At 51.8% G+C, this 23,392-nt stretch carries 25 protein-coding genes; 13 read left to right on the forward strand and 12 right to left on the reverse strand.

What is annotated here, in order from left to right; genetic code table 11:
• Positions 1–97: 97 nt before the first annotated feature.
• On the forward strand, positions 98–304 hold the full coding sequence (locus HNQ57_RS09485) for a ParD-like family protein (RefSeq protein WP_184462484.1): 207 nt from the start codon (positions 98–100) through the stop codon (positions 302–304).
• The gene (map, locus tag HNQ57_RS09490) at positions 297–1,070 is read left to right on the forward strand and encodes a type I methionyl aminopeptidase (RefSeq protein WP_184462485.1); all 774 of its coding nucleotides are present in this window, start codon (positions 297–299) and stop codon (positions 1,068–1,070) included. Before HNQ57_RS09485 ends, map begins: the two co-directional genes overlap by 8 nt.
• 104 nt (positions 1,071–1,174) lie before the next feature.
• On the opposite strand, the gene HNQ57_RS09495 is transcribed toward map, so the two are convergent.
• Positions 1,175–1,675: a lactoylglutathione lyase family protein gene (locus HNQ57_RS09495; protein ID WP_184462486.1), complete on the reverse strand. Its 501-nt coding sequence runs from the start codon at positions 1,673–1,675 to the stop codon at positions 1,175–1,177.
• 95 nt (positions 1,676–1,770) lie between these two features.
• On the opposite strand from HNQ57_RS09495, the gene HNQ57_RS09500 reads away from it, so the two are divergent.
• Both HNQ57_RS09500 and HNQ57_RS09505 read left to right on the forward strand, forming a co-directional pair.
• The gene (locus HNQ57_RS09500) at positions 1,771–2,670 is read left to right on the forward strand and encodes a LysR family transcriptional regulator (protein WP_184462487.1); all 900 of its coding nucleotides are present in this window, start codon (positions 1,771–1,773) and stop codon (positions 2,668–2,670) included.
• 155 nt (positions 2,671–2,825) lie between these two features.
• The gene (locus tag HNQ57_RS09505; protein ID WP_184462488.1) at positions 2,826–3,074 is read left to right on the forward strand and encodes a hypothetical protein; all 249 of its coding nucleotides are present in this window, start codon (positions 2,826–2,828) and stop codon (positions 3,072–3,074) included.
• Positions 3,075–3,617: 543 nt separating this feature from the next.
• Here HNQ57_RS09505 and dtd read toward each other — a convergent pair.
• From dtd to typA, 3 genes are all read right to left on the reverse strand, one after another.
• Complete coding sequence (dtd, locus tag HNQ57_RS09510; RefSeq protein WP_184462489.1) at positions 3,618–4,055, reverse strand: D-aminoacyl-tRNA deacylase; 438 nt, start codon at positions 4,053–4,055, stop codon at positions 3,618–3,620.
• 220 nt (positions 4,056–4,275) lie between these two features.
• A complete protein-coding gene (pip, locus tag HNQ57_RS09515; RefSeq protein WP_184462490.1) occupies positions 4,276–5,247 on the reverse strand; it encodes a prolyl aminopeptidase in 972 nt (323 codons plus the stop codon).
• Positions 5,248–5,362: 115 nt separating this feature from the next.
• On the reverse strand, positions 5,363–7,171 hold the full coding sequence (gene typA / locus HNQ57_RS09520; protein WP_184462491.1) for a translational GTPase TypA: 1,809 nt from the start codon (positions 7,169–7,171) through the stop codon (positions 5,363–5,365).
• A gap of 201 nt (positions 7,172–7,372) precedes the next feature.
• Here typA and HNQ57_RS09525 point away from each other — a divergent pair, with 201 nt between their 5' ends.
• Positions 7,373–8,686, forward strand: a complete 1,314-nt coding sequence (locus tag HNQ57_RS09525) for a sodium-dependent transporter (RefSeq protein WP_184462492.1) — start codon at positions 7,373–7,375, stop codon at positions 8,684–8,686.
• 14 nt (positions 8,687–8,700) lie between these two features.
• The gene (locus tag HNQ57_RS09530) at positions 8,701–9,153 is read left to right on the forward strand and encodes a hypothetical protein (protein WP_184462493.1); all 453 of its coding nucleotides are present in this window, start codon (positions 8,701–8,703) and stop codon (positions 9,151–9,153) included.
• Between the two features lie 7 nt (positions 9,154–9,160).
• On the opposite strand, the gene HNQ57_RS09535 is transcribed toward HNQ57_RS09530, so the two are convergent.
• Positions 9,161–9,589: an acyl-CoA thioesterase gene (locus HNQ57_RS09535; protein ID WP_184462494.1), complete on the reverse strand. Its 429-nt coding sequence runs from the start codon at positions 9,587–9,589 to the stop codon at positions 9,161–9,163.
• Positions 9,586–11,040 (reverse strand): tRNA uracil 4-sulfurtransferase ThiI, encoded by a 1,455-nt coding sequence (gene thiI / locus HNQ57_RS09540; protein ID WP_184462495.1) that lies wholly within the window; start codon positions 11,038–11,040, stop codon positions 9,586–9,588. The genes HNQ57_RS09535 and thiI overlap by 4 nt, the downstream gene beginning before the upstream one ends.
• Before the next feature lie 325 nt (positions 11,041–11,365).
• Here thiI and glnA point away from each other — a divergent pair, with 325 nt between their 5' ends.
• From glnA to ntrC, 4 genes are all read left to right on the forward strand, one after another.
• Positions 11,366–12,772 carry a glutamate--ammonia ligase gene (gene glnA / locus HNQ57_RS09545; protein ID WP_184462496.1) on the forward strand — a complete coding sequence of 469 codons (1,407 nt, stop codon included), beginning with the start codon at positions 11,366–11,368 and terminating at the stop codon, positions 12,770–12,772.
• A 144-nt stretch (positions 12,773–12,916) separates the two neighbouring features.
• A complete protein-coding gene (locus HNQ57_RS09550) occupies positions 12,917–13,417 on the forward strand; it encodes a DUF4124 domain-containing protein (protein ID WP_184462497.1) in 501 nt (166 codons plus the stop codon).
• Between the two features lie 221 nt (positions 13,418–13,638).
• A complete protein-coding gene (gene glnL, locus HNQ57_RS09555) occupies positions 13,639–14,715 on the forward strand; it encodes a nitrogen regulation protein NR(II) (RefSeq protein WP_184462498.1) in 1,077 nt (358 codons plus the stop codon).
• On the forward strand, positions 14,712–16,130 hold the full coding sequence (ntrC, locus tag HNQ57_RS09560; protein ID WP_184462499.1) for a nitrogen regulation protein NR(I): 1,419 nt from the start codon (positions 14,712–14,714) through the stop codon (positions 16,128–16,130). Before glnL ends, ntrC begins: the two co-directional genes overlap by 4 nt.
• 41 nt (positions 16,131–16,171) lie before the next feature.
• Here the strand turns inward: ntrC and HNQ57_RS09565 are convergent, their stop codons facing one another.
• From HNQ57_RS09565 to HNQ57_RS09585, 5 genes are all read right to left on the reverse strand, one after another.
• On the reverse strand, positions 16,172–16,363 hold the full coding sequence (locus HNQ57_RS09565) for a hypothetical protein (RefSeq protein WP_184462500.1): 192 nt from the start codon (positions 16,361–16,363) through the stop codon (positions 16,172–16,174).
• Positions 16,364–16,377: 14 nt separating this feature from the next.
• A complete protein-coding gene (locus HNQ57_RS09570) occupies positions 16,378–16,845 on the reverse strand; it encodes a tRNA (cytidine(34)-2'-O)-methyltransferase (RefSeq protein ID WP_184462501.1) in 468 nt (155 codons plus the stop codon).
• Between the two features lie 102 nt (positions 16,846–16,947).
• On the reverse strand, positions 16,948–17,424 hold the full coding sequence (secB, locus tag HNQ57_RS09575) for a protein-export chaperone SecB (protein WP_184462502.1): 477 nt from the start codon (positions 17,422–17,424) through the stop codon (positions 16,948–16,950).
• A 92-nt stretch (positions 17,425–17,516) separates the two neighbouring features.
• The gene (gene grxC, locus HNQ57_RS09580) at positions 17,517–17,774 is read right to left on the reverse strand and encodes a glutaredoxin 3 (RefSeq protein ID WP_184462503.1); all 258 of its coding nucleotides are present in this window, start codon (positions 17,772–17,774) and stop codon (positions 17,517–17,519) included.
• A 61-nt stretch (positions 17,775–17,835) separates the two neighbouring features.
• The gene (locus HNQ57_RS09585; RefSeq protein WP_184462504.1) at positions 17,836–18,249 is read right to left on the reverse strand and encodes a rhodanese-like domain-containing protein; all 414 of its coding nucleotides are present in this window, start codon (positions 18,247–18,249) and stop codon (positions 17,836–17,838) included.
• 157 nt (positions 18,250–18,406) lie between these two features.
• On the opposite strand from HNQ57_RS09585, the gene gpmM reads away from it, so the two are divergent.
• The 3 genes from gpmM (at position 18,407) to HNQ57_RS09600 (ending at position 22,569) form a co-directional block, all read left to right on the forward strand.
• Positions 18,407–19,963 carry a 2,3-bisphosphoglycerate-independent phosphoglycerate mutase gene (gpmM, locus tag HNQ57_RS09590; RefSeq protein WP_184462505.1) on the forward strand — a complete coding sequence of 519 codons (1,557 nt, stop codon included), beginning with the start codon at positions 18,407–18,409 and terminating at the stop codon, positions 19,961–19,963.
• Positions 19,964–19,971: 8 nt separating this feature from the next.
• On the forward strand, positions 19,972–21,132 hold the full coding sequence (locus HNQ57_RS09595; RefSeq protein WP_184462506.1) for a murein hydrolase activator EnvC family protein: 1,161 nt from the start codon (positions 19,972–19,974) through the stop codon (positions 21,130–21,132).
• A 72-nt stretch (positions 21,133–21,204) separates the two neighbouring features.
• The gene (locus HNQ57_RS09600) at positions 21,205–22,569 is read left to right on the forward strand and encodes a S41 family peptidase (protein ID WP_184462507.1); all 1,365 of its coding nucleotides are present in this window, start codon (positions 21,205–21,207) and stop codon (positions 22,567–22,569) included.
• A gap of 44 nt (positions 22,570–22,613) precedes the next feature.
• On the opposite strand, the gene hisF is transcribed toward HNQ57_RS09600, so the two are convergent.
• Entirely contained in the window at positions 22,614–23,390 is a 777-nt protein-coding gene (gene hisF / locus HNQ57_RS09605) for an imidazole glycerol phosphate synthase subunit HisF (protein WP_184462508.1), read from the reverse strand.
• Positions 23,391–23,392 lie beyond the last annotated feature (2 nt).

Consider the following 23,392-nt stretch of genomic DNA (forward strand, 5'->3'; position numbering starts at 1 on the left):
TTAGCCATTTATGGCCCCAAATAAGGCCACACCTGTCTTGCAGCCCGAGCGCAAGCAATATACGATTCGTATACACATCGTATAATCAGAGTCTGTTATGGGTATCGTTAAAATAGGTGACGAGCTGCACGAAGAAATTCGCAAAGCCAGCTCAGTCATGGTTCGCTCTATCAACGCGCAAGCGGAATTTTGGATAAAAATAGGCATGCTCGCCGAGGCCAATCCAAGCATATCGTTTACCCAAATTATGCGCGAAGAAATGAAGCGTGCCGACGTTGAGCTAAAGGAAATAGTCGGTGGCTGAGCTAAGACTAAAAAGCACAGCCGAGCTACAGTTAATGCGCGAGTCTGGCCGGCTACTCGCGTGTGTATTTGGCTATCTCGACCGTCAGATTGATGTTGGCATATCCACCATGGACATTAACAACTTGGCGGAAAGGTATATTATTGAGCAGCTTAAAGCGCGCCCCGCCAGCAAGGGCCAATATGGCTATCAATACGCCCTCAACACCTCAGTAAATCATGTTGTTTGCCATGGCGTGCCCTCAGATAATCAAAAGTTGAAATCTGGCGACATCGTTAATGTGGACATCACCCTAGAGCAAGGCGGCTTTATTGCCGACTCTAGTAAAATGTATATGGTCGGCGAGGTAACACCGCTGGCGAAGCGCTTGGTGGATAAAACCTATGAAGCAATGTGGGCAGGAATACGAGCAGTAAAGCCAGCCGCGTCACTCGGCGATGTTGGCCACGCCATCCAACGCCATGCCGAGAAACACGGTTACAGCATTGTTCGAGAATACTGCGGTCACGGCATTGGCCGCGAAATGCACGAAGAACCGCAGGTTTTGCATTTTGGTCAGCCCGGCAAAGGCCTAGTCTTACGCGAAGGCATGACTTTCACCATCGAACCAATGCTTAACCAAGGAAAGGCGAAAGTTAAGCTGAAAAAAGATGGTTGGACAGTCGTAACAAGCGATAAAAAATTATCTGCCCAATGGGAGCACACCATCGCCGTGACATCGACCGGTTATGAAGTGCTTACACTTCGAGACGAAGAGCAGCTATAACATACCTCTGCGATCAAATTGCAAATTTTAAATTAAAGAGGCCAGAGTCCTTAAATCATGAATTGTGACTCTGACCTCAAAATCCTTAAACCTGTAAAATCACACTAATAAGCCCCCTCGCTATACACTAATTCATAGCTGTGACTGTATATTTCCAAGATATTACCAAACGGGTCTTCCATGTAAATCATGCGATAGGGCTTGCTGCCAGGATAATAGTAACGTGGTTTTGGCATACGCCTCTTACCGCCAGCCGCAACAATTCGCTCAGCTAATTCCTCTACATTCGGATCTTGAACACAAAAGTGGAACACGCCCGTTTTCCAGTACTCAAAATTATTGTCGGGGTTAATCTGCCCTTTAAATTCAAAAAGCTCAACACCAATACGATCACCGGTTGACAGATGAGCGATCCGAAACTTATCCCAGTTACTACCAAATACGTCGGTACACATCTCTCCAATCGGGCTGTCGTCTTCCACAACCTCAGTGGGCGCCATAATTAAATACCAGCCCATGACCTCGGTATAAAACTTAACGGCGGCCTCCAGGTTGGGAACCGATATGCCTATGTGCGAAAAATTGCGTGGGTAGGTGTTACTCATAATCTACTGACCTCTGATTGCTGTTGTAAGTAGATTACAAAGCAGGCAGTATTAAGTAAAATTATCATTATTAATTATTATGAGTACAAATCGTAATGATAAACCCCACATGGCTACGTACATTTTGCACGCTTGTAGAGATTGGCCACTTCACCCGTACCGCAGAAAGTCTGCACATGACCCAGTCAGGGGTGAGCCAACATGTGCGCAAGCTAGAAGCGCAATTAGGTCAACCACTGCTCATTCGACAAGGCAAAAGCTTCACGCTTAGCAGCACCGGTGATCGGCTCTACAAAGAGGGCCAGAAGCTTATTCTCTCGCTAAATGATCTCGAAAAACGACTAGGCCTAGACCCCAGCCACGAGGGCACCGTTAAACTCGCATCACCAGGCAGTGTAGGCTTAAAGCTCTACCCGCATTTATTACATCTACAAAAACGTCACCCAAAACTGGTCATCGAATATCGATTTGCTCCGAACAGCGAAATAGAAAAGTTGATTGCCGACCACAAAGTCGATATTGGTCTTATGACTTGCCTATCAAAACTCGGCGAGGTAAACCTCAAACCAATCGCAGAAGACGAACTCTTATTAGTTACGCCGCCGGCAATTATAGCGCCGAACTGGGGGCAACTACTGGCACTGGGATTTATCGATCACCCGGATGGTCCCCATCATGCAGCACAGTTGCTAAGTGCAAACTTTCCAGAGTTCCAAAATTCGAGCCAGCTTACAATCTCGGGTTTTTCAAACCAAATTAATCTCATTCTTGAACCCGTAAGCATGGGCCTTGGCTTTACGGTTTTACCAAGTCACGCAGTAGGCGCATTTAAAGACAGCAGTAAAATAAAAGCACATCGGCTCAGCAATAGAGTCAGTGAGACGCTGTACTTGGGGGTTCATGCAAATAGGTTTACGGAAAACAAAGTGAAGACCGTAATAAGCGAAATCAAAAAATGCCTCCAGGATAGATTGGAAGAAGAGAAAAAAGCTTAACTGACATAATCTGGCAAAGCCCAGCGCATGAACTAGAATCAAGATTAGCGCTCAGTGCAATCTTGCGGCACGCCATAATTAGCCACCGAAATGCGTTCAAATCGCTTGGCTTTGCAGTGGCCGACCACTCGATGCCAACCAGTAAAGGTCACAATATGGACAAAGACAAACGCAAAGGCGACGAACCAATTCCGTCTAATTTAAACACGCTACTGAATGACGCTCAGCGCGCAGGCTTACGCCAGCTTGAGAGTTTTGGCTGGCAACTTCAATTTGTTCGCCACCCCTTATTTCAGGAGCCGGTTGTGGTAGTAGTAAACCCCGAAGGGCGAGAGTTCGGAGTACTTGAGGACGATGGCCGCATCAACATGGAGGCGCACATCGCATTTCGCGAAAAAAACTAAAATACTAAGATCAGGCAATAAGGTAGCTATTTAAAAATAGATCCGCGCTCACGCTAAAGCATCATGACAAGCCAGTCATTATCCCCGGCAAAAGTGCGGAACGTGGATATGGAGGCTCAAGTTAATTTAGGTGGGCCATTTGGCGCTACGCTGGCGCGATATAAATAGACACGAGAGTGCAAACAGTCTTTTCATTGCCTTGGCAGAACTACCTCAAAAATGAATATGAGCAATTGCCTTAGCCATACTCAACATAAGCCGGGCGCCGCCATTAGCATCAATTTTTCAGAAATTGAACTATCTGCTCTGCCCTCAACAATCAAACCCCTTAGCACCTATACTGTGTCGCGATAAAATTCGAGAGGCACCTCCCAAAGAAGCCCTCCCGTTAAACCTCGTTCAGCAAAGGTAGAGATGCACGATTTTAAGATTTTCTCCTTACGCGCATCGGTAGCCATCCGCTTTTCTCACCACTTACCGGCACTCTGAAAAAGACGCTTATCGACTCACCTCTTCACACAAACACCTGAAAGCAATCCACCATTATAAGTCGAGTAAAAATGTTACCGGCCCATCATTTAGCAGGCTGATTTGCATATCAGCGCCAAACTTACCGCTGGCAACTTTACCATATTGTTGAGCCAGCTCACCCAAGGCGAAACGGTATAGCCCCTCAGCAACACCTGGCGCCGCCGCCGTTGAAAAGCCAGGCCGCAAGCCTTTTTTCGTCTCGGCCGCGAGGGTGAATTGCGAAACTAATAATACGCCACCACCAACATCCATAACTGATTGGTTCATTTTGCCATTACTATCAGAAAACACCCGATAATGAAGCAGACGCGTCATCATTTTAGTAACGGCCGCTTCGTCATCGTGTTTCTCCAGGCCTAAAAAAACTAAAAGCCCCTGCGCAATCTCCCCGACACACTCGCCCTCGACTTCCACTCGGGCAAATTTCACGCGCTGCAATAATGCTTTCATTTAGATCCAGACTTTGAATATTGGGTAATTAAATAAATTATACGCGTACGTTTGGATACCTGCCCTCGCAGGTTTAACAACAAACCGTGATGACTCGGCAGCCACACGAAGCATGGCTACGGTGTCGCTATTTGCGCGGCGAAAGCAAAGATCATTTTTTGCGTCTACCGTCTCCCGTCAAGCATTCAGCAGCCACAGGCAGGTCTTGCCTCTTGCCTCGTCAATAACTCAACTCACCACCACTGAGCAAGTCTGCAACATCATTACTGGCATGCACCAAGGCATCGGCAATACTCGGCTCGAAAGCCGAATGCCCCGCATCCCGAACAATATGCAACTCAGCGCTAGGCCAAAGCGCATGTAATTCTACGGCGCTTTCGAGCGGGCAAATCATATCGTAACGACCCTGCACAATGATGCCCGGAATCCTTTCAATACACGACATATTCGCCAAGATTTGATTATCAGTTAAAAAAGCCTGATTAACAAAATAATGGGTTTCTATGTGCGACATAGACACCGCCGTGTGTGAGTTCATCAAATGATCTTCGACATCGTGATTTGGCCGCAAGGTCGAGCAGCGCGCCTCCCAGAGTGACCACGCCTTGGCGGCGGCCATCCGTGCCAACTCATTCTCGCCATGGAGCACACGGTGGTAAGCTTCAATCCAATTTTCACCGTCGCGACGCGCTACCGCCTCACTAAAATCTCGCCAGTAATCGGGGAAGACCCGGCTAGCCCCGCCTTCGCTGTAAAACCACGCCAATTCCTTTGGGCGACACAGAAAAATGCCCCGCAAGATCATCGCAGCCACCCTCGCCGGATACGCCTGCGCATAGGCCAAACCGAGGGTTGAGCCCCAAGAGCCGCCAAATACCACCCACTTATCAACCGCCAGGAATTCGCGAATGCGCTCCATATCGGCGATCAAGGCTTGGGTGGTATTGTCTTGCAAGCAAGCATGAGGCTCAGAATGGCCACAGCCGCGCTGATCAAACAGAATGATGCGGTAGCGCTCGGGGTCAAAAAAGCTCCGCGCCTTGGGACTACAGCCAGCGCCGGGGCCGCCGTGAACGAAAATCACTGGGATACCGTCGGGGTTACCAGACTCTTCTATATACAGGATATGAGGGTCTTGAACCGGCAAACGATGTGTTTTATAGGGCTTTATATCTGGGAATAATGCGAGCATAGCGTCACAACCATATCCAATTAGTGCACTGGATTAGTGTAGCGCAGACAGCGACTTAACGCTTGAGGGGAAACTGGCGGCCTTGAACCGGCCGCCAGAGGACTAGCTTAGCGACTTACTTAGGAGCGCGTTTACGCTCATTTTCTTTCAGTAGCTTTTTACGCAAGCGGATGCTTTTCGGCGTTACTTCAACCAATTCATCGTCTTCGATGAATTCTAAAGCCTGCTCCAAAGTGTGCTTGATGTGCGGCGACAGAGTCAGTGCTTCATCAGTACCGGAGGCGCGAACGTTAGTCAGCTGCTTGGCACGAGTCGGGTTAACCACCAAGTCGTTGGCACGGTTGTGCAGACCAATGATCTGACCTTCATACACTTCAGCCGCGTGGCCCATAAACAAACGACCGCGATCCTGAAGGTTAAACAAACCGTAGCTCAGGGTTTTACCACCGACCATCGATACCATTACACCGTTCTGACGACCAGCTAATTCGCCGCCCTTCACTTCGCCGTAATGATCGAACACGGTGGTCATGATACCGCTGCCGGAAGTCATGGTCAGGAATTGGCCACGGAAACCGATCAAGCCTCGGGCAGGCGCGATAAACTCGAGTTTAACGCGACCTTTGCCATCGGGCTCCATATTGCTCATCTCGGCTTTACGCAGACCGAGTTCTTCCATGACCGAGCCCTGGTGCTGCTCTTCAACGTCGATTACCACGTGCTCAAAAGGCTCTTGAACCACGCCGTCAACGATCTTCTGAACAACTTCTGGGCGAGAAACACCCATTTCGAAACCTTCGCGACGCATAGTTTCGATCAGTACCGACAGGTGAAGCTCACCACGACCAGATACTTTGAATTTATCAGGAGTTTCGCCTGGCTCAACACGCAGAGCCACGTTGTGAATCAGCTCTTGGTCTAAGCGGTCACGAATATTACGCGAGGTAACGAACTTACCTTCTTTACCAGCAAACGGTGAATCGTTTACCTGGAAAGTCATGCTGACCGTTGGCTCGTCTACGCTCAATGGCGGCAGGGCTTCTGGGTGGCCTGGCGCACACAAGGTGTCAGAAATATTCAGGCCTTCAATACCGGTTACACAAACAATCTCACCGGCCTTGCCTTCAGGTACTTCAACACGCTCTAGACCGTAATAGCCCATAACGGTTAGCAATTTACATTTGCGGCTCTTACCGTCAGCACCAACCACAACCAGCTGGTCATTGGCTTTCATGGTACCGCGGGTAATACGACCAACACCGATAACGCCAACATAGCTGTTGTAGTCGAGGGCTGAGATTTGCATCTGCAGCGGACCATCAGCATCCACCTCTGGGGTTGGTACTTTGTCGACGATCATTTGGAACAAGGGCGTCATGTCTTCGGCCAGATCATTAAAATCTAAACCGGCAACACCATTAATTGCCGAAGCAAACATAATGGGGAAGTCTAACTGCTCGTCGGTAGCGCCAAGGCGGTCAAACAGATCAAAAACCTGATCCACAACCCAGTCTGGACGCGCGCCGGGGCGGTCAACTTTGTTAACGACTACAATCGGGTTTAAGCCTTGCTCAAACGCCTTTTGGGTTACAAAGCGAGTCTGTGGCATGGGGCCATCGACCGCGTCAACCAACAATAATACGCTGTCGACCATCGACAATACGCGTTCAACCTCACCACCGAAGTCAGCGTGCCCTGGTGTATCAACGATATTGATACGGTAGCCGTTCCACTCAATGGCGGTGTTTTTGGCAAGGATGGTAATACCGCGCTCTTTCTCCTGGTCGTTGGAGTCCATGATCCGCTCGGAATCTTGGTTACGGCGATCAAGGGTTCCCGATTGACTCAACAGTTTATCCACTAGCGTGGTTTTACCGTGGTCAACGTGGGCGATAATAGCGATATTGCGCAGCGTATCAATCATGGAGGGGCTTCGTTGTTGGATAAAATGGCCGCGCATTATACAACAAGCACACCCCTCTTAGCAGCAGGAAGTCACATATCTTCTTGGCAAAATATACTAATTAGCAATAAAAGAACAAAATCAACGTCTTGGGCATCCACCAGATACCCGCTACAATCAATCCACGTGTATTTTGCCCACTTCCCTACGGATAGCTCTGCAATGACCACAGCAAATGTGACCTGGAAAAGCCGCTGGACATTTATATTAGCCGCCACTGGTTCAGCAGTCGGCCTGGGTAATATTTGGAAATTCCCCTATATCACCGGCGAGTACGGTGGTGGCGCCTTTGTATTAGTCTATCTTGGCTGCATATTATTAATTGGCGTTCCGGTCATGATTGCGGAAATCATGGTCGGTCGCGCGGGGCGCAGCGACCCGGTGCACAGCATGAGCAAGCTCGGTCGGGAAGCCGGCAAGTCCTCGTACTGGGGCGCGGTGGGCGCCGTTGGCATTATTGCCGGCCTAATGATTATGATGTTTTACAGCGTTGTCGCGGGCTGGGCGCTAGAGTACGTCGCTCAGAGCATAACCGGCCTCTACAGCGACGCCTCGACCGACGAAATTGAAACCAACTTCAGCAACCTGCTTAGCGACAATACTCAACAGACCATCTGGCATAGCCTATTCACCCTCGTTACCGCGAGTGTCGTCGCTGGTGGCGTTACCAAGGGCATCGGTAAGGCTGTAGAGATTCTCATGCCAATTCTGTTTGGCTTTTTACTGCTACTGCTCGGTTATAGCTGGGTAAACGGTGATTTTAGTGCTGGCCTGCACTTTATGTTCGACACCGACTTCAGCAAATTAACCGGCGAAGCCATATTAGTAGCCATGGGCCATGCCTTTTTTACCCTCAGCTTAGGCATGGGCGCCATTATGGCCTACGGCGCTTATTTTCCGGGTAAAACCTCGATTGGCAAAACCGTACTGACCATTGCCGCCCTTGATACCGTTATTGCGCTGGTCGCTGGCATGGCCATGTTCCCGCTAGTCTTTGCCAATGGCCTCACCCCCGGCCAAGGCCCCGGCCTGATGTTTGTCACCCTACCCATTGCCTTTGCCAATATGAATGGCGGCCTGTTTTTTGGCACCATCTTTTTTAGCTTGGTGAGCATTGCCGCACTCAGCTCATCAATCTCGCTGATTGAGCCCGGCGTGGCCTGGCTAGAAAAATACGGTGTTAAGCGGTCGCTATCGACCTTTGGCTTGGCCGGCATTGCTTGGCTGGGCGGCTTAGCGAGCATTCACTACGGCGCAGTGTTTAATGCACTTGACTATATTACCGCCAATATCATGCTCCCCATTGGCGGCTTATTAATTGCCATCTTTGTCGGCTGGGTACTGCCAGCCAACATCACCGCGACCGAAGTCAATATGGGCGAAGGCCTTATATTCAAATGCTGGCGAATAGCGCTGCGCTATATCGCGCCAGCAGGTATTCTGCTGGTCTTTTTAAACAGCCTCAAACTCATCTAAACAGGAACTGATCTGTGCGCAACCCGCTTTTAAACATTTTTATTATTGCCAGCCTGATTTTATTTGGCGGCCTTTACTATTACAGCGGCCAAGTTGAAGAGCACTACAGCGAAAACGCTGAGCGTTATCTAAAAACGGCCCTTGTTAGTATTTCTAGCTGGCAGACAGAAGATTTAAAAGCGCAGCTCTCCGCCGCCACCCTCGCTCAGGTTGACGACCAACAGCTACGTAAATTATGTACGGAATACGCCCGCCTAGGTGAATTTCAACGTATGGGTGAGCTGCAGTTTTCACGTTTGAGCGGCGCGCTATCACTGTTTAGCGAGCCGCCGCGACTCAGCTACAGCAGCAATGTTCATTTCGAACACGGCAGCGCGGTCATGACCGCCACCTTAACCTTGGAAAACCAGCGCTTTAAACTTTACAACTTTAACCTGGGCAAACCCGAGCAGGCAGCAAGCCAATAAGCCCCACCTAGGGTACCAATAAGTGTGCCTGCAGATGGCCGCGAGCAGACTCTGGCAAGGGTATTGGTCGGTGCTCGCGATTGACACAAACCAGAGTTGACTCGCCATCAGCCACTAACTCGTTGCCATCTTCAGAATAAAGACACTGCTTTAAGCTGAAGCTGCTATTACCAATGCGCAGCACCCAAGCCTTGCCTCGCAACAGACCGGGATGATGCCACTCTTTGCGAAAATTCAAACCAACAGCAGCCATAATCAAGCCGAATTCATCTATTCCACCGCCCATGCCAAAACCAGCTTGCTCCAGCCATTCCACCCTAGATTCTTCGAGGTAGCGGAAATACTGAACATGGTTAATATGGCCCATGCTGTCTTGGTCGGCCCAACGCGGCTTAATCAATACGTCAAACAGGGGTTCAATATTTGCTTCGCTCATGACGGACGATACACCTTTACGTTTTCAAAGCCCTGCTCTACCAAATGCGAAGCATGGAGACGACTCATCACGCCTTTATCGCAAAACAGCATATAGGTGCGCGATTGGTCCAGCTGCGCGAAACGGCTGTGCAACTCGTAAAAAGGAATAGTCTGCACCTCGCTCGTCGACAGTTTCAGAGGCTTGCGATCAACCTCGTCTGGGTGACGAACATCCACAATAACCGCGTCAGGCAGTGGAATAGGTAAAGACTCGACGGCGGCTACGCTTAAATCTTCGTCGGCGAGCGCGTCGATATTAATGTAGTTGGCAGCCGCGATGGCGCGCTCCAGTACAGCAAAATCGAAATTGGCCTCTTGGGCGGCAATTTTTTCTGGCTTGGCGCGCGTAGTGGGCTTAACGGAAATCACACCGCAATACTCGGGCATATTCGCCGCAAACGCTTCCGTGCCGATTTTGGCCGCTATATTAATGATGTCCAGTTTGTCGGCGCAAATCAGCGGACGCAGCACTAAGGTATCAGTGACCTGATCGATTACCGAAAGGTTCTGCAAGGTCTGGCTAGAAACCTGCGCCACCGCCTCGCCGGTAACGAGCGCAGACACTTCCAACTGAGCCGCTACCTCCGAGGCTGCGCGCAGCATCATACGCTTGAGGATTACACCCATTTGCGAGTTCTCAACATTTTTCAGAATCTCGCCAACCACATCCTCAAAGGGCACACTCACAAACTTCACCCGATGGGAGGCGCCGTATTTAAGCCAAAGATACAAGGCGACTTCTTTTACCCCAACCTCGTGCTCGCGACCACCGAGATTAAAAAAGCAAAAATGGGTGCGCATACCGCGCTTCATGGTCATATAACTGGAAACGGTGGAATCGAAGCCCCCAGAAATCAAAGATACCACCGCATCAATAGTGCCCAGCGGAAACCCGCCCAAGCCCTCGATACGACGGTTAACGATATAAACTAGGTCTTGGCGCACTTCAATACGCACGGTTACATCCGGATTGTGCAAATCGACGCCCGCTGACTCAACGTGCTGATTCAGACCACCCCCAACATAGCGCTCAACTTCACTGGAATTAAAATCGTGGGTACCCACCCGCTTGCAGCGCACCACAAAGCTTTTACCACGCAAACTGTCGCCAATGGCAAGCCGAGTTTTCTCAAAAATATCGTGCACATCCACCAGTGGGTATTCCAGCACCTCAACAATGTGAGCGATACCTGGCGTATTACTGAGCACCGCCACAAAACCCGCCAAAACTTCAGGGTCGTTACTAGCAGTCTCTACGGTTATCCGGTCCCAATCGCGAATAATCTCCAAGTTGGGATCTAAAGGCAGCAGTAATTTGCGCAAATTATCGCGCAGCTGCTTGGTGAATTTCTTGCGAACAGGCTTACTCTTGATGATGATTTCAGGAAATAATTTAACGAGGAATTTCATTTAAAGAATCGCGACGATGAGGGGCCAAGCATTATACCCCCTCCACCTCTCAGGTGGCAGCCCAAGGATTTTGCGCCAAAATAGAGCCAAAATATAAGGAAGGCACCATGTTGGTGCGATTGTTTTGTTGCCATGCACTAGGTTTAAGCAAAAGAAGAGCAATCCACAGCAGCACTATGCAGTAAAGCAACTGAACCGGCATGTTTTTTGCTTTTTCAGTTCGCAGATTGCGCCGCTATGCTGCACAATACAATACGAATATAATCGATGACCCTTCGGCGATGCCGAACTCAAACTTACTCTCTCTATCTGGAGGACGAAAACAATGTCAGAGATCACTCTGCAGTTAATCGCCGAAAATGACGTGAAGTGGGCGGACATGCGCTTTACCGATACCAAGGGCAAAGAGCAACACGTCACCATTCCGGCCACTGAGGTCGATGTAAGCTTTTTTGAAGACGGCAAAATGTTTGACGGCTCATCCATTGCCGGCTGGAAGGGCATTAACGAATCCGACATGATCCTGATGCCTGATGACACCGCATCGGTTCTTGATCCCTTTACCGAAGAATCCACTATTATCATCCGCTGCAACATCGTAGAGCCATCTACCATGCAGGGTTATAACCGCGATCCACGCTCCATCGCCCAGCGCGCTGAAGACTATATGCGCGCCACTGGTATTGCCGACAACGCACTATTTGGCCCCGAGCCAGAATTCTTCGTGTTCGACGACGTAAAGTGGAAAGTCTCCATGGAAGGCGCGAGCTATGCGATCGCCTCTGACGAAGCGGCGTGGAAATCAGGCGACAATTTCGAAGAAGGCAACACGGGTCACCGTCCAGGCGTAAAAGGCGGCTACTTCCCAGTACCACCAGTCGACAGCCTGCACGACCTGCGTGGCGCGATGTGTAATGCCATGAGCGACATGGGCCTCACTATCGAAGTCCACCACCACGAAGTGGGTACTGCTGGTCAGTGCGAAATCGGCGTTGGCCCTAACACCTGCGTTAAAAAAGCTGACGAAGTACAGATCCTCAAGTACTGCGTACACAATGTAGCCCACGCCTACGGCAAAACGGCAACCTTTATGCCCAAGCCGATTGTTGGCGATAACGGCAGCGGCATGCACGTTCACATGTCACTCAGCAAAGACGGCACCAACCTGTTTGCTGGCGACGTTTACGGCGGCCTGTCTGAAACCGCACTGTTCTATATTGGCGGTATCATTAAGCACGCTCGCGCGATCAACGCCTTCACCAACGCCTCTACTAACTCGTATAAGCGTTTGGTTCCTGGCTTTGAAGCACCGGTAATGCTGGCCTACTCGGCCCGTAACCGCTCTGCGTCAATTCGTATTCCCTTCGTGCCGAACCCTAAAGCTCGCCGCGTTGAAGTGCGCTTCCCTGACCCCTCAGCCAACCCTTACCTCGCGTTTGCGGTAATGCTGATGGCTGGTCTTGACGGCATTCAAAACAAGATCCACCCCGGCGACGCAGCCGACAAAGATCTGTACGACCTGCCAGCAGAAGAAGCTGCAGCCATCCCAACCGTTGCCTCTAGCCTAGAGCAGGCTCTGCAGGCACTGGATGCGGATCGCTCGTTCTTAACTGCCGGCGGCGTTTTTGACGACGATACCATTGATGCTTATATCGCCCTTAAAGCTCAGGAAGTTGAGCGCCTAGCCATGACAACTCACCCTGTTGAGTTCGACATGTACTACAGCGTTTAAACCGCACTACGCTTAAAAAGCCCGCTTTATGCGGGCTTTTTTGTGCCTGTGCGCTTTTCTATATTTACGGCTGACGTGCAGCGCAAAGCTTGCACTCCAAAGCGCTTCACCACATCATAGAACCCTTAAACACCGAGGTGCTGTATGGCTCGCTACCTATTCCTACTTTGCTTCATGCTGCTTACCAGCCTTAGCTTTGCCACCGAAATTTACCGCTCTACCGACCAGTACGGCAATACCGTGTTTTCCGACAAAGCGCCAAAAAACAGCAGCCCTGTAGAACTCCCGCCCATCAACACCACCCCAGCGACCGAGGTCAGCGACACACCCCCTCGCCAGTCAACTAAACCCACGGCGGTTCACAGCAATCGAATCACCATTCAAAGCCCTGCCAATGGCGCCATTATTGCCAATGGTCGCATCCCCACGACCGTCCGGGCAGCGACCAAGGAAGCCGTAGACCCATCTCTTCGTATTGCCTTTGAACTAGACGGCAAGACCTTAAGCAGCTCCAGCAGCACCCAGCACACCATTCCCCGCCTCAGTCGCGGCCCACACCGCATCAGCGTTAGCCTTATTGACCAAAACAGCAAAACGCTTAGCAAGGATGCCGTCGACATTATGGTCTACCACCCAGGCAACTAAGCCCAAGTCACAAAAGCGCACCATTATAGTGCTTTATCACCTATACTGGGTGCAGGCGCGTCCAACAATGTTGCGCTCGGCAGCAACTACCACTGCACTATATTGGGACTTAGCTCCCACTATGACCAAGAAATCTGCCAATTTTACCTGAACACCCACCTCAACCCGCTTGGCCTAGAAATTGCTTCGAGCTAAAGCATAACGAACACACTGGCGACGCTATGCCCCCGAATAATATCCACCACCAAATCCTCGACAACTTGAAGACAGCCATTTTGTTGGTCGAGCCGAACCTGACCGTGAGCTATATCAACCCCGCGGCAGAATCGCTATTGGCGGTATCCGATCAGCGCATCCACGGTGAAGCAATTACCAAGCTATTTCACGAACAAGAAGACACCCTCGTCAAATTGCTCGACGCCATCAACAACTGCGAGGCCTATACCAAACGCGAGACCGTGCTCACCCTGCGCTCAGGCATTGAAATCACGGTAGATTACGCCGTTACCCCAGTTACCGAAAACCGTCGCACCTCTTTAATCATAGAATTACAGCCGCTAGATCGACTGATTAGAATCAGCCGCGAAGAAGGTTTATTGTCGTCACAGCAAAACAGTCAGGCCCTAATTCGCGGCATTGCTCACGAAGTTAAAAATCCACTTGGTGGCCTGCGTGGTGCAGCCCAACTGCTGGCTCGCGAACTCAGCGACCCCAAGCTCCACGACTACACCAATATCATTATTGAAGAAGCCGACCGCCTGCGTAATTTGGTCGACACCATGCTTGGCCCGCATCGCGCGCCAGAAAAGCAAATGACCAATATCCACGAAGTATTAGAACGCGTACGCCAGCTCGTCGAAGCTGAAAGCGAAGGTTATATCCGTATTATTCGCGACTACGACCCCAGTATTCCCGATATTCTCGGCGACCGCGAACAACTCATTCAGGCGTTCTTAAACGTCACCCGCAACGCCCAGCAAGCATTGCGCCAAAACAGCAACCAAGACAGCGATCCAACGATTATTATTCGCACCCGCACCCTGCGCCAGCTCACCATTGGCAGCCATCGTCATCGCTTGGTGTGCAGTGTCGACATCACGGATAACGGCCCCGGTATACCTCAAGACCTGCGCGCCTCCATTTTTCTGCCCATGGTCAGCGGCCGCGCCGAAGGCACAGGACTGGGCCTATCAATTGCACAATCCATACTTAATCATCATAACGGACTAATCGAGTGTAGCAGCGAGCCCGGTAACACCACCTTCTCTCTGCACATTCCGCTGGAGCAAGCCTCATGAGCCAAACCAATGCCGTCTGGATAGCTGACGACGATCGATCGATACGCTGGGTACTTGAAAAAGCCCTGAACCAAGCCGGTATCATTACCCGCTGTTTTGAAAATGGCGACGGTCTACTCAGTGAACTAGAATCTGAAGTCCCCGACGCCATCATTAGCGATATTCGCATGCCCGGTATCGATGGTCTTAAATTACTGTCGCGCATTACTGCCGCCCACCCCGGCTTGCCGGTGATTATTACCACCGCGCACTCCGACTTAGACAGCGCGGTGGCCTCTTACCAAGGTGGCGCCTTCGAATATTTACCCAAGCCCTTTGACGTTGACGACGCGGTTGCCACTACCCAGCGCGCATTGCAGCACGCCAACAAAAACCGAAATTTACTGCCCGAGCAGGCACCGCTGGAAACCACCGAAATCATCGGTGAAGCCCCCGCCATGCAAGAAGTATTTCGGGCCATTGGCCGCCTCGCCCAATCCAATATTACCGTGTTAATTAACGGTGAATCCGGCACGGGCAAAGAACTCGTCGCACAAGCGCTCCACCGCCACAGCCCTAGGGCAACCAAGCCTTTTATTGCGTTAAACATGGCGGCCATCCCCAAAGACCTAATGGAATCAGAACTCTTTGGTCATGAAAAAGGCGCGTTTACCGGTGCCAGCGCCCAGCGTCGCGGCCGCTTTGAACAAGCCAACGGCGGCACCCTGTTTTTAGATGAGATCGGCGACATGCCTGCCGACACCCAAACTCGCCTACTAAGGGTATTAGCTGACGGTGAGTTTTATCGCGTTGGCGGCCACACCCCAGTCAAAGTCGATGTGCGCATTATTGCAGCAACCCACCAGAATCTCGAAAAGCTGGTGAAGAGCAATCATTTCCGGGAAGACTTATTTCACCGCATCAATGTTATTCGTATCCACCTGCCCAAACTCTCTGAGCGCCGAGAAGATATACCCAAACTCATGCAGCACTTCTTTACCCGCGCCGGTAATGAGCTGAATGTTGAGCCCAAGCGCCTGCGCCCAGAAACCGAAGAATACCTCTGCCAAATGGAATGGCAGGGCAACGTTCGCCAGCTCGAAAACACCTGCCGCTGGCTAACGGTGATGGCCTCAGGCCGCGAGATTCACGTTAACGACCTCCCGCCAGAGTTACTCGAAAGGCCCCAAGGCGAAGCCGCCCCCGCCTCAAACTGGCAAGACAACCTCAAACGCTGGGCAGATCAAGAGCTCGTGCTGGGTCGTGAAAAACTGCTCGACCGCGCCGTACCCCAGTTTGAACGCATCATGATCGAAGCCGCCCTGCACCACACCCATGGCCGTCGTCGCGATGCAGCCAATCTACTCGGCTGGGGACGCAACACCCTGACTCGCAAGATTAAGGAATTGGGGATGGGCGGAGATGATGAGGATTAACCGACGCTAAATGCGTTACGGGAGACGGGAGACGCTTAAAATCAAAAGCCCGCACTGGCGTCGCTTTTGCGTTTACCGGACCCTAGCACCGGTTTGTACCGGCTTACATGGATACCTGCCTGCGCAGGTATGACTTCATAGCAATAGATATTTTTAATATCGTCGCCCCTGCGCAGGCAGGGGCCCATCTCAGCAACGGAGTACACGCCAGCACTGCGCTTACCATCTCTCATCAAGCGCCTCCCGCTTAGACCTGCGCCCCCGCAAAGCCCACTTGCCGCCACGCCTCGTAACTCACCAGCGCGACCGTATTCGACAAATTCAAGCTCCGGGCTTCGGCCATCATGGGGACGCGCAGGCAATGCTCTTGGCCTAAACTTTCTCGCACTGCGGGCGGTAAACCCGAGGTTTCTGAGCCAAACAACAGCACGTCCTCGGCTTGAAATTTAGCGTCCGCGTAATTGCGGGTGCCTTTGGTAGTGAGCGCAAATATCCGCCGCTCGCCCATCGCCGCTAAAAAGCTCGGGTAGTCGGCGTGGCGTGTTACCCGCGCTAGCTCGGCATAATCTAAGCCTGCCCTGCGCAATTTTTTCTCTTCCATGTCAAAGCCCAGCGGCTCGATGAGATGGAGGTGACAACCATTATTGGCCACCAGTCGAATTATATTGCCGGTATTAGGGGCGATGCGCGGTTCGTACAAAGCGATATGGAACATAGCTGGGCACCAGGAAAGCCAACAAGGCCTGACAATATAGGAGATAAAAAAATACCGCATACTGAGCTATCAGCAGGCGGTATTTCGGTCGGCGCTACAAACCTAGTGGGTGGTAGCAGCAGCGGTCTCGGCCTGACGCGCAGCCTGTGCCTCTTCAGCCTGGCGATAGAGCGCTTCAAAATTCACTGGCTGCAATGCCAGCGCGGGGAAGCCACCCTTAACCACGAGCGCATCGACTGCTTCACGCAAATACGGGAACAGCATATTTGGGCAGGCGATGCCTAATAACTGGCGCAACTGCTCGCCTTCAATGCCCTCGGCAACAAACAAACCGGCTTGGTGAATTTCAACCAAGAAGGCCGTTTCGTCATCTTCAAGCTTGGCGGTAATCGTCACCGTCAGAACAACTTCAAAGGTATTGTCGGCAACCGCTTTACTGCGCGTATTAAGATCAACCTGTATTTTTGGCTTCCACGCCTTGGTAAAAATCACCGGGCTAGCAGGAGATTCAAAAGACACATCTTTGGTGTAAATACGCTGTAGGGCAAATTTCGCTTGGACGGGCGTTTCTTCTGGCATTGTTTTCCGCTTCCTAAACTAATTTAAAGGGGTCATAAACGTATATAAGGCCTAAACCGAGTTTCACAAGGCGCTAATTGACTATTATTCCGTCACTGCGAGGCAATTAACGCATCTAACTTAGCGCTGCGCTCTAGGGCATACAGTTCGTCGCAGCCGCCAACATGGGTATCACCTACCCAAATTTGCGGCACCGTGCGCTGACCGCTGCGCTTGGCCAAATCGCTACGCAGATCATTGCGACCGTCGACCGGAATTTCATCGAAGGCAACGCCCTTGCTGCTCAACAACTGCTTGGCGCGAACACAAAAAGGACAAAATCGCGTTGTGTAAATTGTAACCTTGGCCATCTCTACCTCTTATAACATTTCCACTTACGCGAAAGACAGTAACGCAAATCACCGGCTAGCTTTATTTCTTCACCAAGGGCAATTGCATTATCTGCCACTCAGAGATTCCACCCTTAAGCCGGTTAACCTGAGTGTAACCGAGAGATCCTAGCTTTTTGCCTGCAGCGCTGGAGTGCTGGCCCATTTTGCACACTAAGACTAAGGGTTTGTCTTTTTCAGCGTGATCGGCGATCTCTTTCTCTAGCTTAGAGAACGGCAGGCTGACTGAATCCAAAATATGACCCTTGCTAAACTCGGCCTTGTCACGCAAATCGATCACGACGGCGCCTTGCTGATTTACCAAATTTACCACTTGCTGAGGCGTAAGCGCCTTACCTGCGCGGCGCTGCTCATGAAAACTCAGCAACAGCAGGCACGAAATTAATGCCGATATCAGTACCCACTGTTCAGCAACAAAGGGGATTAATTTATCCATGGAAACATCTCTTTATGCCATGTGCGCTGCACAATTCGCGAAAAAAGCGAGAGTATACACTGCCAAGCCGTAATTCTCACCCACCCCCGCATAGCCTCAACTGTGCTAAAAAGCTACAATGTGACGCTTATCTCCAGCGTCCAGAAGTGTAAATTTTATGGCCAACACCCTAGCAAAAAAACCAGTCGTACTTGTCATTCTCGACGGCTTTGGCTACCGCGAAGACCCTAAAGACAACGCCATCTTCCACGCCAACACCCCCAATTGGGACCGCCTCTGGCGTGACGCCCCCCACACCCTTATATCTGGCTCAGGCCTTGATGTTGGTCTACCTGATGGCCAAATGGGCAACTCCGAAGTGGGTCACATGAGTCTCGGCGCTGGCCGCGTGGTTTACCAGAGCATTACCCGCATCGACAAAGCCATTAGTGACGGCGACTTTTTCAGCAATCCGGTTTACACCCAAGCCGTAGACAAGGCCGTGCATGCCGGCAAAGCCGTGCATATTCTCGGCTTACTCTCAGCCGGTGGCGTACACAGCCATGAAAACCATATTCTGGCTATGATTGAACTCGCCGCCCAGCGCGGCGCCAAGCAGGTTTATGTCCATGCATTTCTTGACGGCCGCGACACCCCGCCGCGCAGCGCACTTGGCTCGCTCGAAAAGCTCGACACTAAATTTAAAGAGTTAGGCTGCGGTCGCACCGCGACAATGATTGGCCGCTACTTTGCGATGGACCGGGACAATCGCTGGGACAGGGTCGAGAAAGCCTACAACTTACTGACCAGCGCTGACGCTGACTATCGCTACGACACCACCAGCAGCGCGCTGCAGGCCGCCTATGAGCGCGACGAAAACGATGAGTTTGTCAGCGCCTCCATCATTCAGAGCGCCGGTGATGCCGACGCCAAAATCAGCGACGGTGACAGCGTCATTTTCATGAACTTCCGCGCCGACCGCGCTCGCGAAATAACCCGCGCCTTTGTCGACTCAGGTTTTGATGATTTTGAACGCAAAGTGCGCCCTGCACTCGGCGAATTTGTAATGACCACCGAATACGCCGACAGCATTCCAGCCGCGGTCGCCTACCCGCCCAGCACCATGCACAATAGCTTCGGCGAGGTCATGGAAAAGCAGGGTAAAACTCAGCTGCGCATAGCCGAAACCGAGAAATACGCCCACGTCACCTTCTTCTTTAGCGGTGGCCGCGAGGCACTCTATAAGGGTGAAGACCGTAAGCTGATCGCCTCGCCCGATGTCGCCACCTACGACTTAAAGCCCGAGATGAGTGCCCCAGAACTGACTGACAATCTGGTTGCGGCCATTCACAGTGGCAACTACGACACCATTATTTGCAACTACGCCAATGGCGATATGGTTGGCCACACCGGTGTATTTGAAGCCGCGGTAAAAGCCGTTGAAGCACTAGACACGTGTATTAAGCGGGTCACCGATGCGGTAGTAGAAGTTGGCGGTCACTGCCTAATCACCGCCGACCACGGCAACTGTGAACAAATGGTGGACTACGACGCCGGCCAAGCCCACACCCAGCACACCACCGAACTGGTGCCGTTAGTCTACGTTGGCAGTCATAAACAGCGCCTCTTGGAGCAAGGTGGCAAGCTTGCCGATATCGCCCCAACCATGCTGGCACTTATGGCGGTGGAACAGCCCGCAGAAATGACCGGCATCAACCTGCTTCAGAACGCTTGAAACTGCCAATGGCCTTGTTCACCCCCGTGAACCTTTGCCACGCCCTGCTGCTTGCCCTGCTTTTAACGGCTGGGCTTGCCGGCACGGCTGTGGCTGCCGATGGTGACGCCAACAAACAACAGCTGCGCGAGCTCAACCAAAAAATTGGCAAGCTTAAAAAATCTATTAGTAGCCAGCAGAGTGAACGCAGCAATGCAGCTAAAGCGCTGCAACGCATTGAAAAAGATATTGGCGTAACCGCGGCCAAACTCCATCGCACAAAAGAAAAATCTCAGCAGCAGCAGCGCAAACTAAACGAACTAGAAAATCGGCAGCGCCAATTGCGCAGCCAGCAGCAAAGCCAAAAAGCCCTTATCGCCGAGCATGTGCGCAATGCCTACGCACTGGGCAAAGAAAGCCAAATGAAAATGCTGCTCAATCAAGAAGATCCAGAAAAGCTCAGCCGCACCCTTACGTATTTTGACTATTTTAACCGCGCCCGCAGTGCCGAGTTGCGCAAATACCGCGACACCCTGACAGAGCTGGACACCATCAAACCCGCCATCAGTGCCGAGGCCGAAGCGCTCGCGCTTAGTCGACGGGAGCTTGAGCAACAACAACAAGCCTTGCTTGAACAAAAACAACGCCGCGCCAAGGCGCTAGCCGGTCTCGACAGTGAAATATCCAATAACACGAGTTCACTGACCAGCCTAGATAAGCAGCGCAAAGATCTTGAGAGCATACTGCAAGCAGTCGAGCGCGAAGTGACCAACATCGCCATGCCTGCTAACTACAAACCCTTTAAAGACCTGCGCGGCAAAATGCCCTGGCCAATAAATGGCAAACCGCTAAATCGCTACGGCGCCTCGCGCCAGGGCAGCGCGGTAACCTGGCAGGGCATACAGCTTAGCGGCCAGGAAGGCGATGCTGTGAAGGCTATTCACAATGGCCGAGTGGTCTTTGCCGATTGGTTGCGTGGCGCGGGGCTATTAATAATAGTCGACCACGGCGGTGACTATCTCAGCCTCTACGCCCACAATCAGAGCCTATTGCGCAGCGAGGGCGACTGGGTGCGCGGCGGCGAGGGCATTGCCACCGTCGGCAATAGCGGTGGTCAACGCCAAGCCGGGCTGTATTTTGAAATTCGCTACAAGGGCCGCCCTACCGACCCCCGCAGCTGGTGCCGCTAAGCCATCGGCAGCATTCGCCGGCAAAGCAAGATACAATAAGTTTCGTTTAAAGGACGCTCTGGGAATCCACGTATGCCTGATATGTTTCGCCACACCTTTTCTGCGCTGCTAATACTCATGCTCGCCGCACCAGCAGCCGTATTAGCCAGCGAGGACAACAACACCGAGCAAGCGGAGCAACTCGCAGAAGCCAACAGCCAAGGGCAGCTGCCCCTTCAGGCATTGCGCAATTTTGCCGATGTGTTTAACCAGATTCGGCTGAGCTATGTTGAAGAAATCGACGACAAAACCCTACTCGAAAATGCCATTCGCGGCATGCTCAGCGGCCTCGACCCCCACTCAGACTACCTCGACGCCAGCTCTTTTGAAGATCTTCAAAATCATACTACCGGTGAATTTGGTGGGCTGGGAATTGAAGTCGGCATGGAAAACGGTTTCATCAAAGTTGTTACCCCCATCGACGATACTCCCGCTGAACGCGCGGGCATTCAGCCCGGCGACTTAATTATTCAAATCGACAACAAGCCCATTAAAGGCATGAACCTGCAAGAAGCGGTGACCCTGATGCGCGGCCCAGCAGGCAGCAAAATCGTGCTCACCATTTTGCGCAACGGTGTAAACGCGCCCTTTGACGTCAAACTCAAGCGTGACGTTATTACCGTGGCCAGTGTGCGCGGCGAAATGCTCCAGCCCGGCTATGGCTATATTCGCATCTCCCAATTTCAGAGCCGCACCGGCCAGGATCTAAAAAAGCAGCTGGCTACCCTCAAAGCGGGTCGCGAGCCACTGAAGGGCTTAATCTTGGATTTACGCAACAACCCCGGCGGCTTGCTACAAGCCTCGGTGCAGGTTGTCGACGAATTTATCAATGATGGCTTAATTGTCTATACCGAGGGCCGCCTGCCCAATGCCTATAGCCGCTTTATGGCAAGCGCTAAAAATCCCGCTGACGATACCCCTATGGTGGTGCTAATTAATGGCGGCTCAGCGTCGGCCTCCGAAATTGTCGCTGGCGCTCTGCAAGATCACCGCCGCGCCATTATTGTCGGCACCCAAAGTTTCGGTAAGGGTTCAGTGCAAACCGTGTTGCCGCTCTCTGAAGACAGCGCTATTAAACTCACCACCGCCCGTTACTACACCCCTAGCGGAAGCTCTATTCAGGCGCAGGGAATTATTCCCGACATCGTGGTAGAGAAAGCGCGAATCGAAGCAGTGAATGCAGGCATTCAAGTAACCGAAGCCGACCTAGCGGGCCACCTTGGCCGTGGTGATGGCGCTGAGAGCGACGGTAAGAGCCGCAAAAAGGAAAAAAATGACGGCAATGAATTGGCCGCCAATGACAATCAGCTTTATGAAGCGCTGAATTTATTGAAAGGTTTATACATTATGTCGAGTGCCAAGAAGGCATTAGCGGAAGCGGAAGGCGTGACCCAGTAAGCGGCAGATATTTGCGACAAAAAACGGGCCAAACGGCCCGTTTTTTATAAGCGAACTTCTATTCCCCGCGCCGCCATATAAGCTTTGGCTTCCGGCACGGTGTACTCACCAAAGTGAAAAATACTGGCGGCCAATACGGCGTCGGCGCGGCCTTCGATAATCCCCTCAACCATGTGATCGAGATTACCCACCCCGCCAGAGGCAATCACCGGCACCGGCACGGCATCAGATATTGCCCGCGTCAAAGCCAAGTCGTATCCCGCTTTTGTGCCATCGCCATCCATGCTGGTTAACAGCACCTCACCGGCGCCGTTATTGACCATTTTTATCGCCCACTCCACCGCATTTATGCCGGTGGGCTTACGACCACCGTGGGTAAAGATCTCCCAGCGCGGGCGACCATCGGCTTCGTCGGCAACGCGTTTGGCGTCGATCGCAATAACAATGCACTGCGAACCGAAACGGTCAGCCGCCTCTTTAACAAAATCCGGGCGGTGAATGGCTGCCGAGTTAATGCCAACTTTGTCGGCACCGGCATTAAGCATGGCGCGAATATCTTTTATTTCGCGAATGCCACCGCCAACTGTCAGCGGTATAAATACCTCTGTCGCTATTTGCTCCACGATATGCGCGGTGGTTTCCCGGCCTTCATGGGTGGCGGTAATGTCGAGAAAAGTGATCTCGTCAGCGCCCTGCTCGTTGTAGCGCTTGGCCACCTCAACAGGGTCGCCAGCGTCGCGAATACCGACAAAGTTGACGCCTTTCACTACGCGACCTTTGTCGACATCGAGACAGGGAATAATACGTTTAGCCAAAGCCATGA

The organism is Zhongshania antarctica (genome assembly GCF_014202945.1).
GTDB lineage: Bacteria > Pseudomonadota > Gammaproteobacteria > Pseudomonadales > Spongiibacteraceae > Spongiibacter > Spongiibacter antarcticus.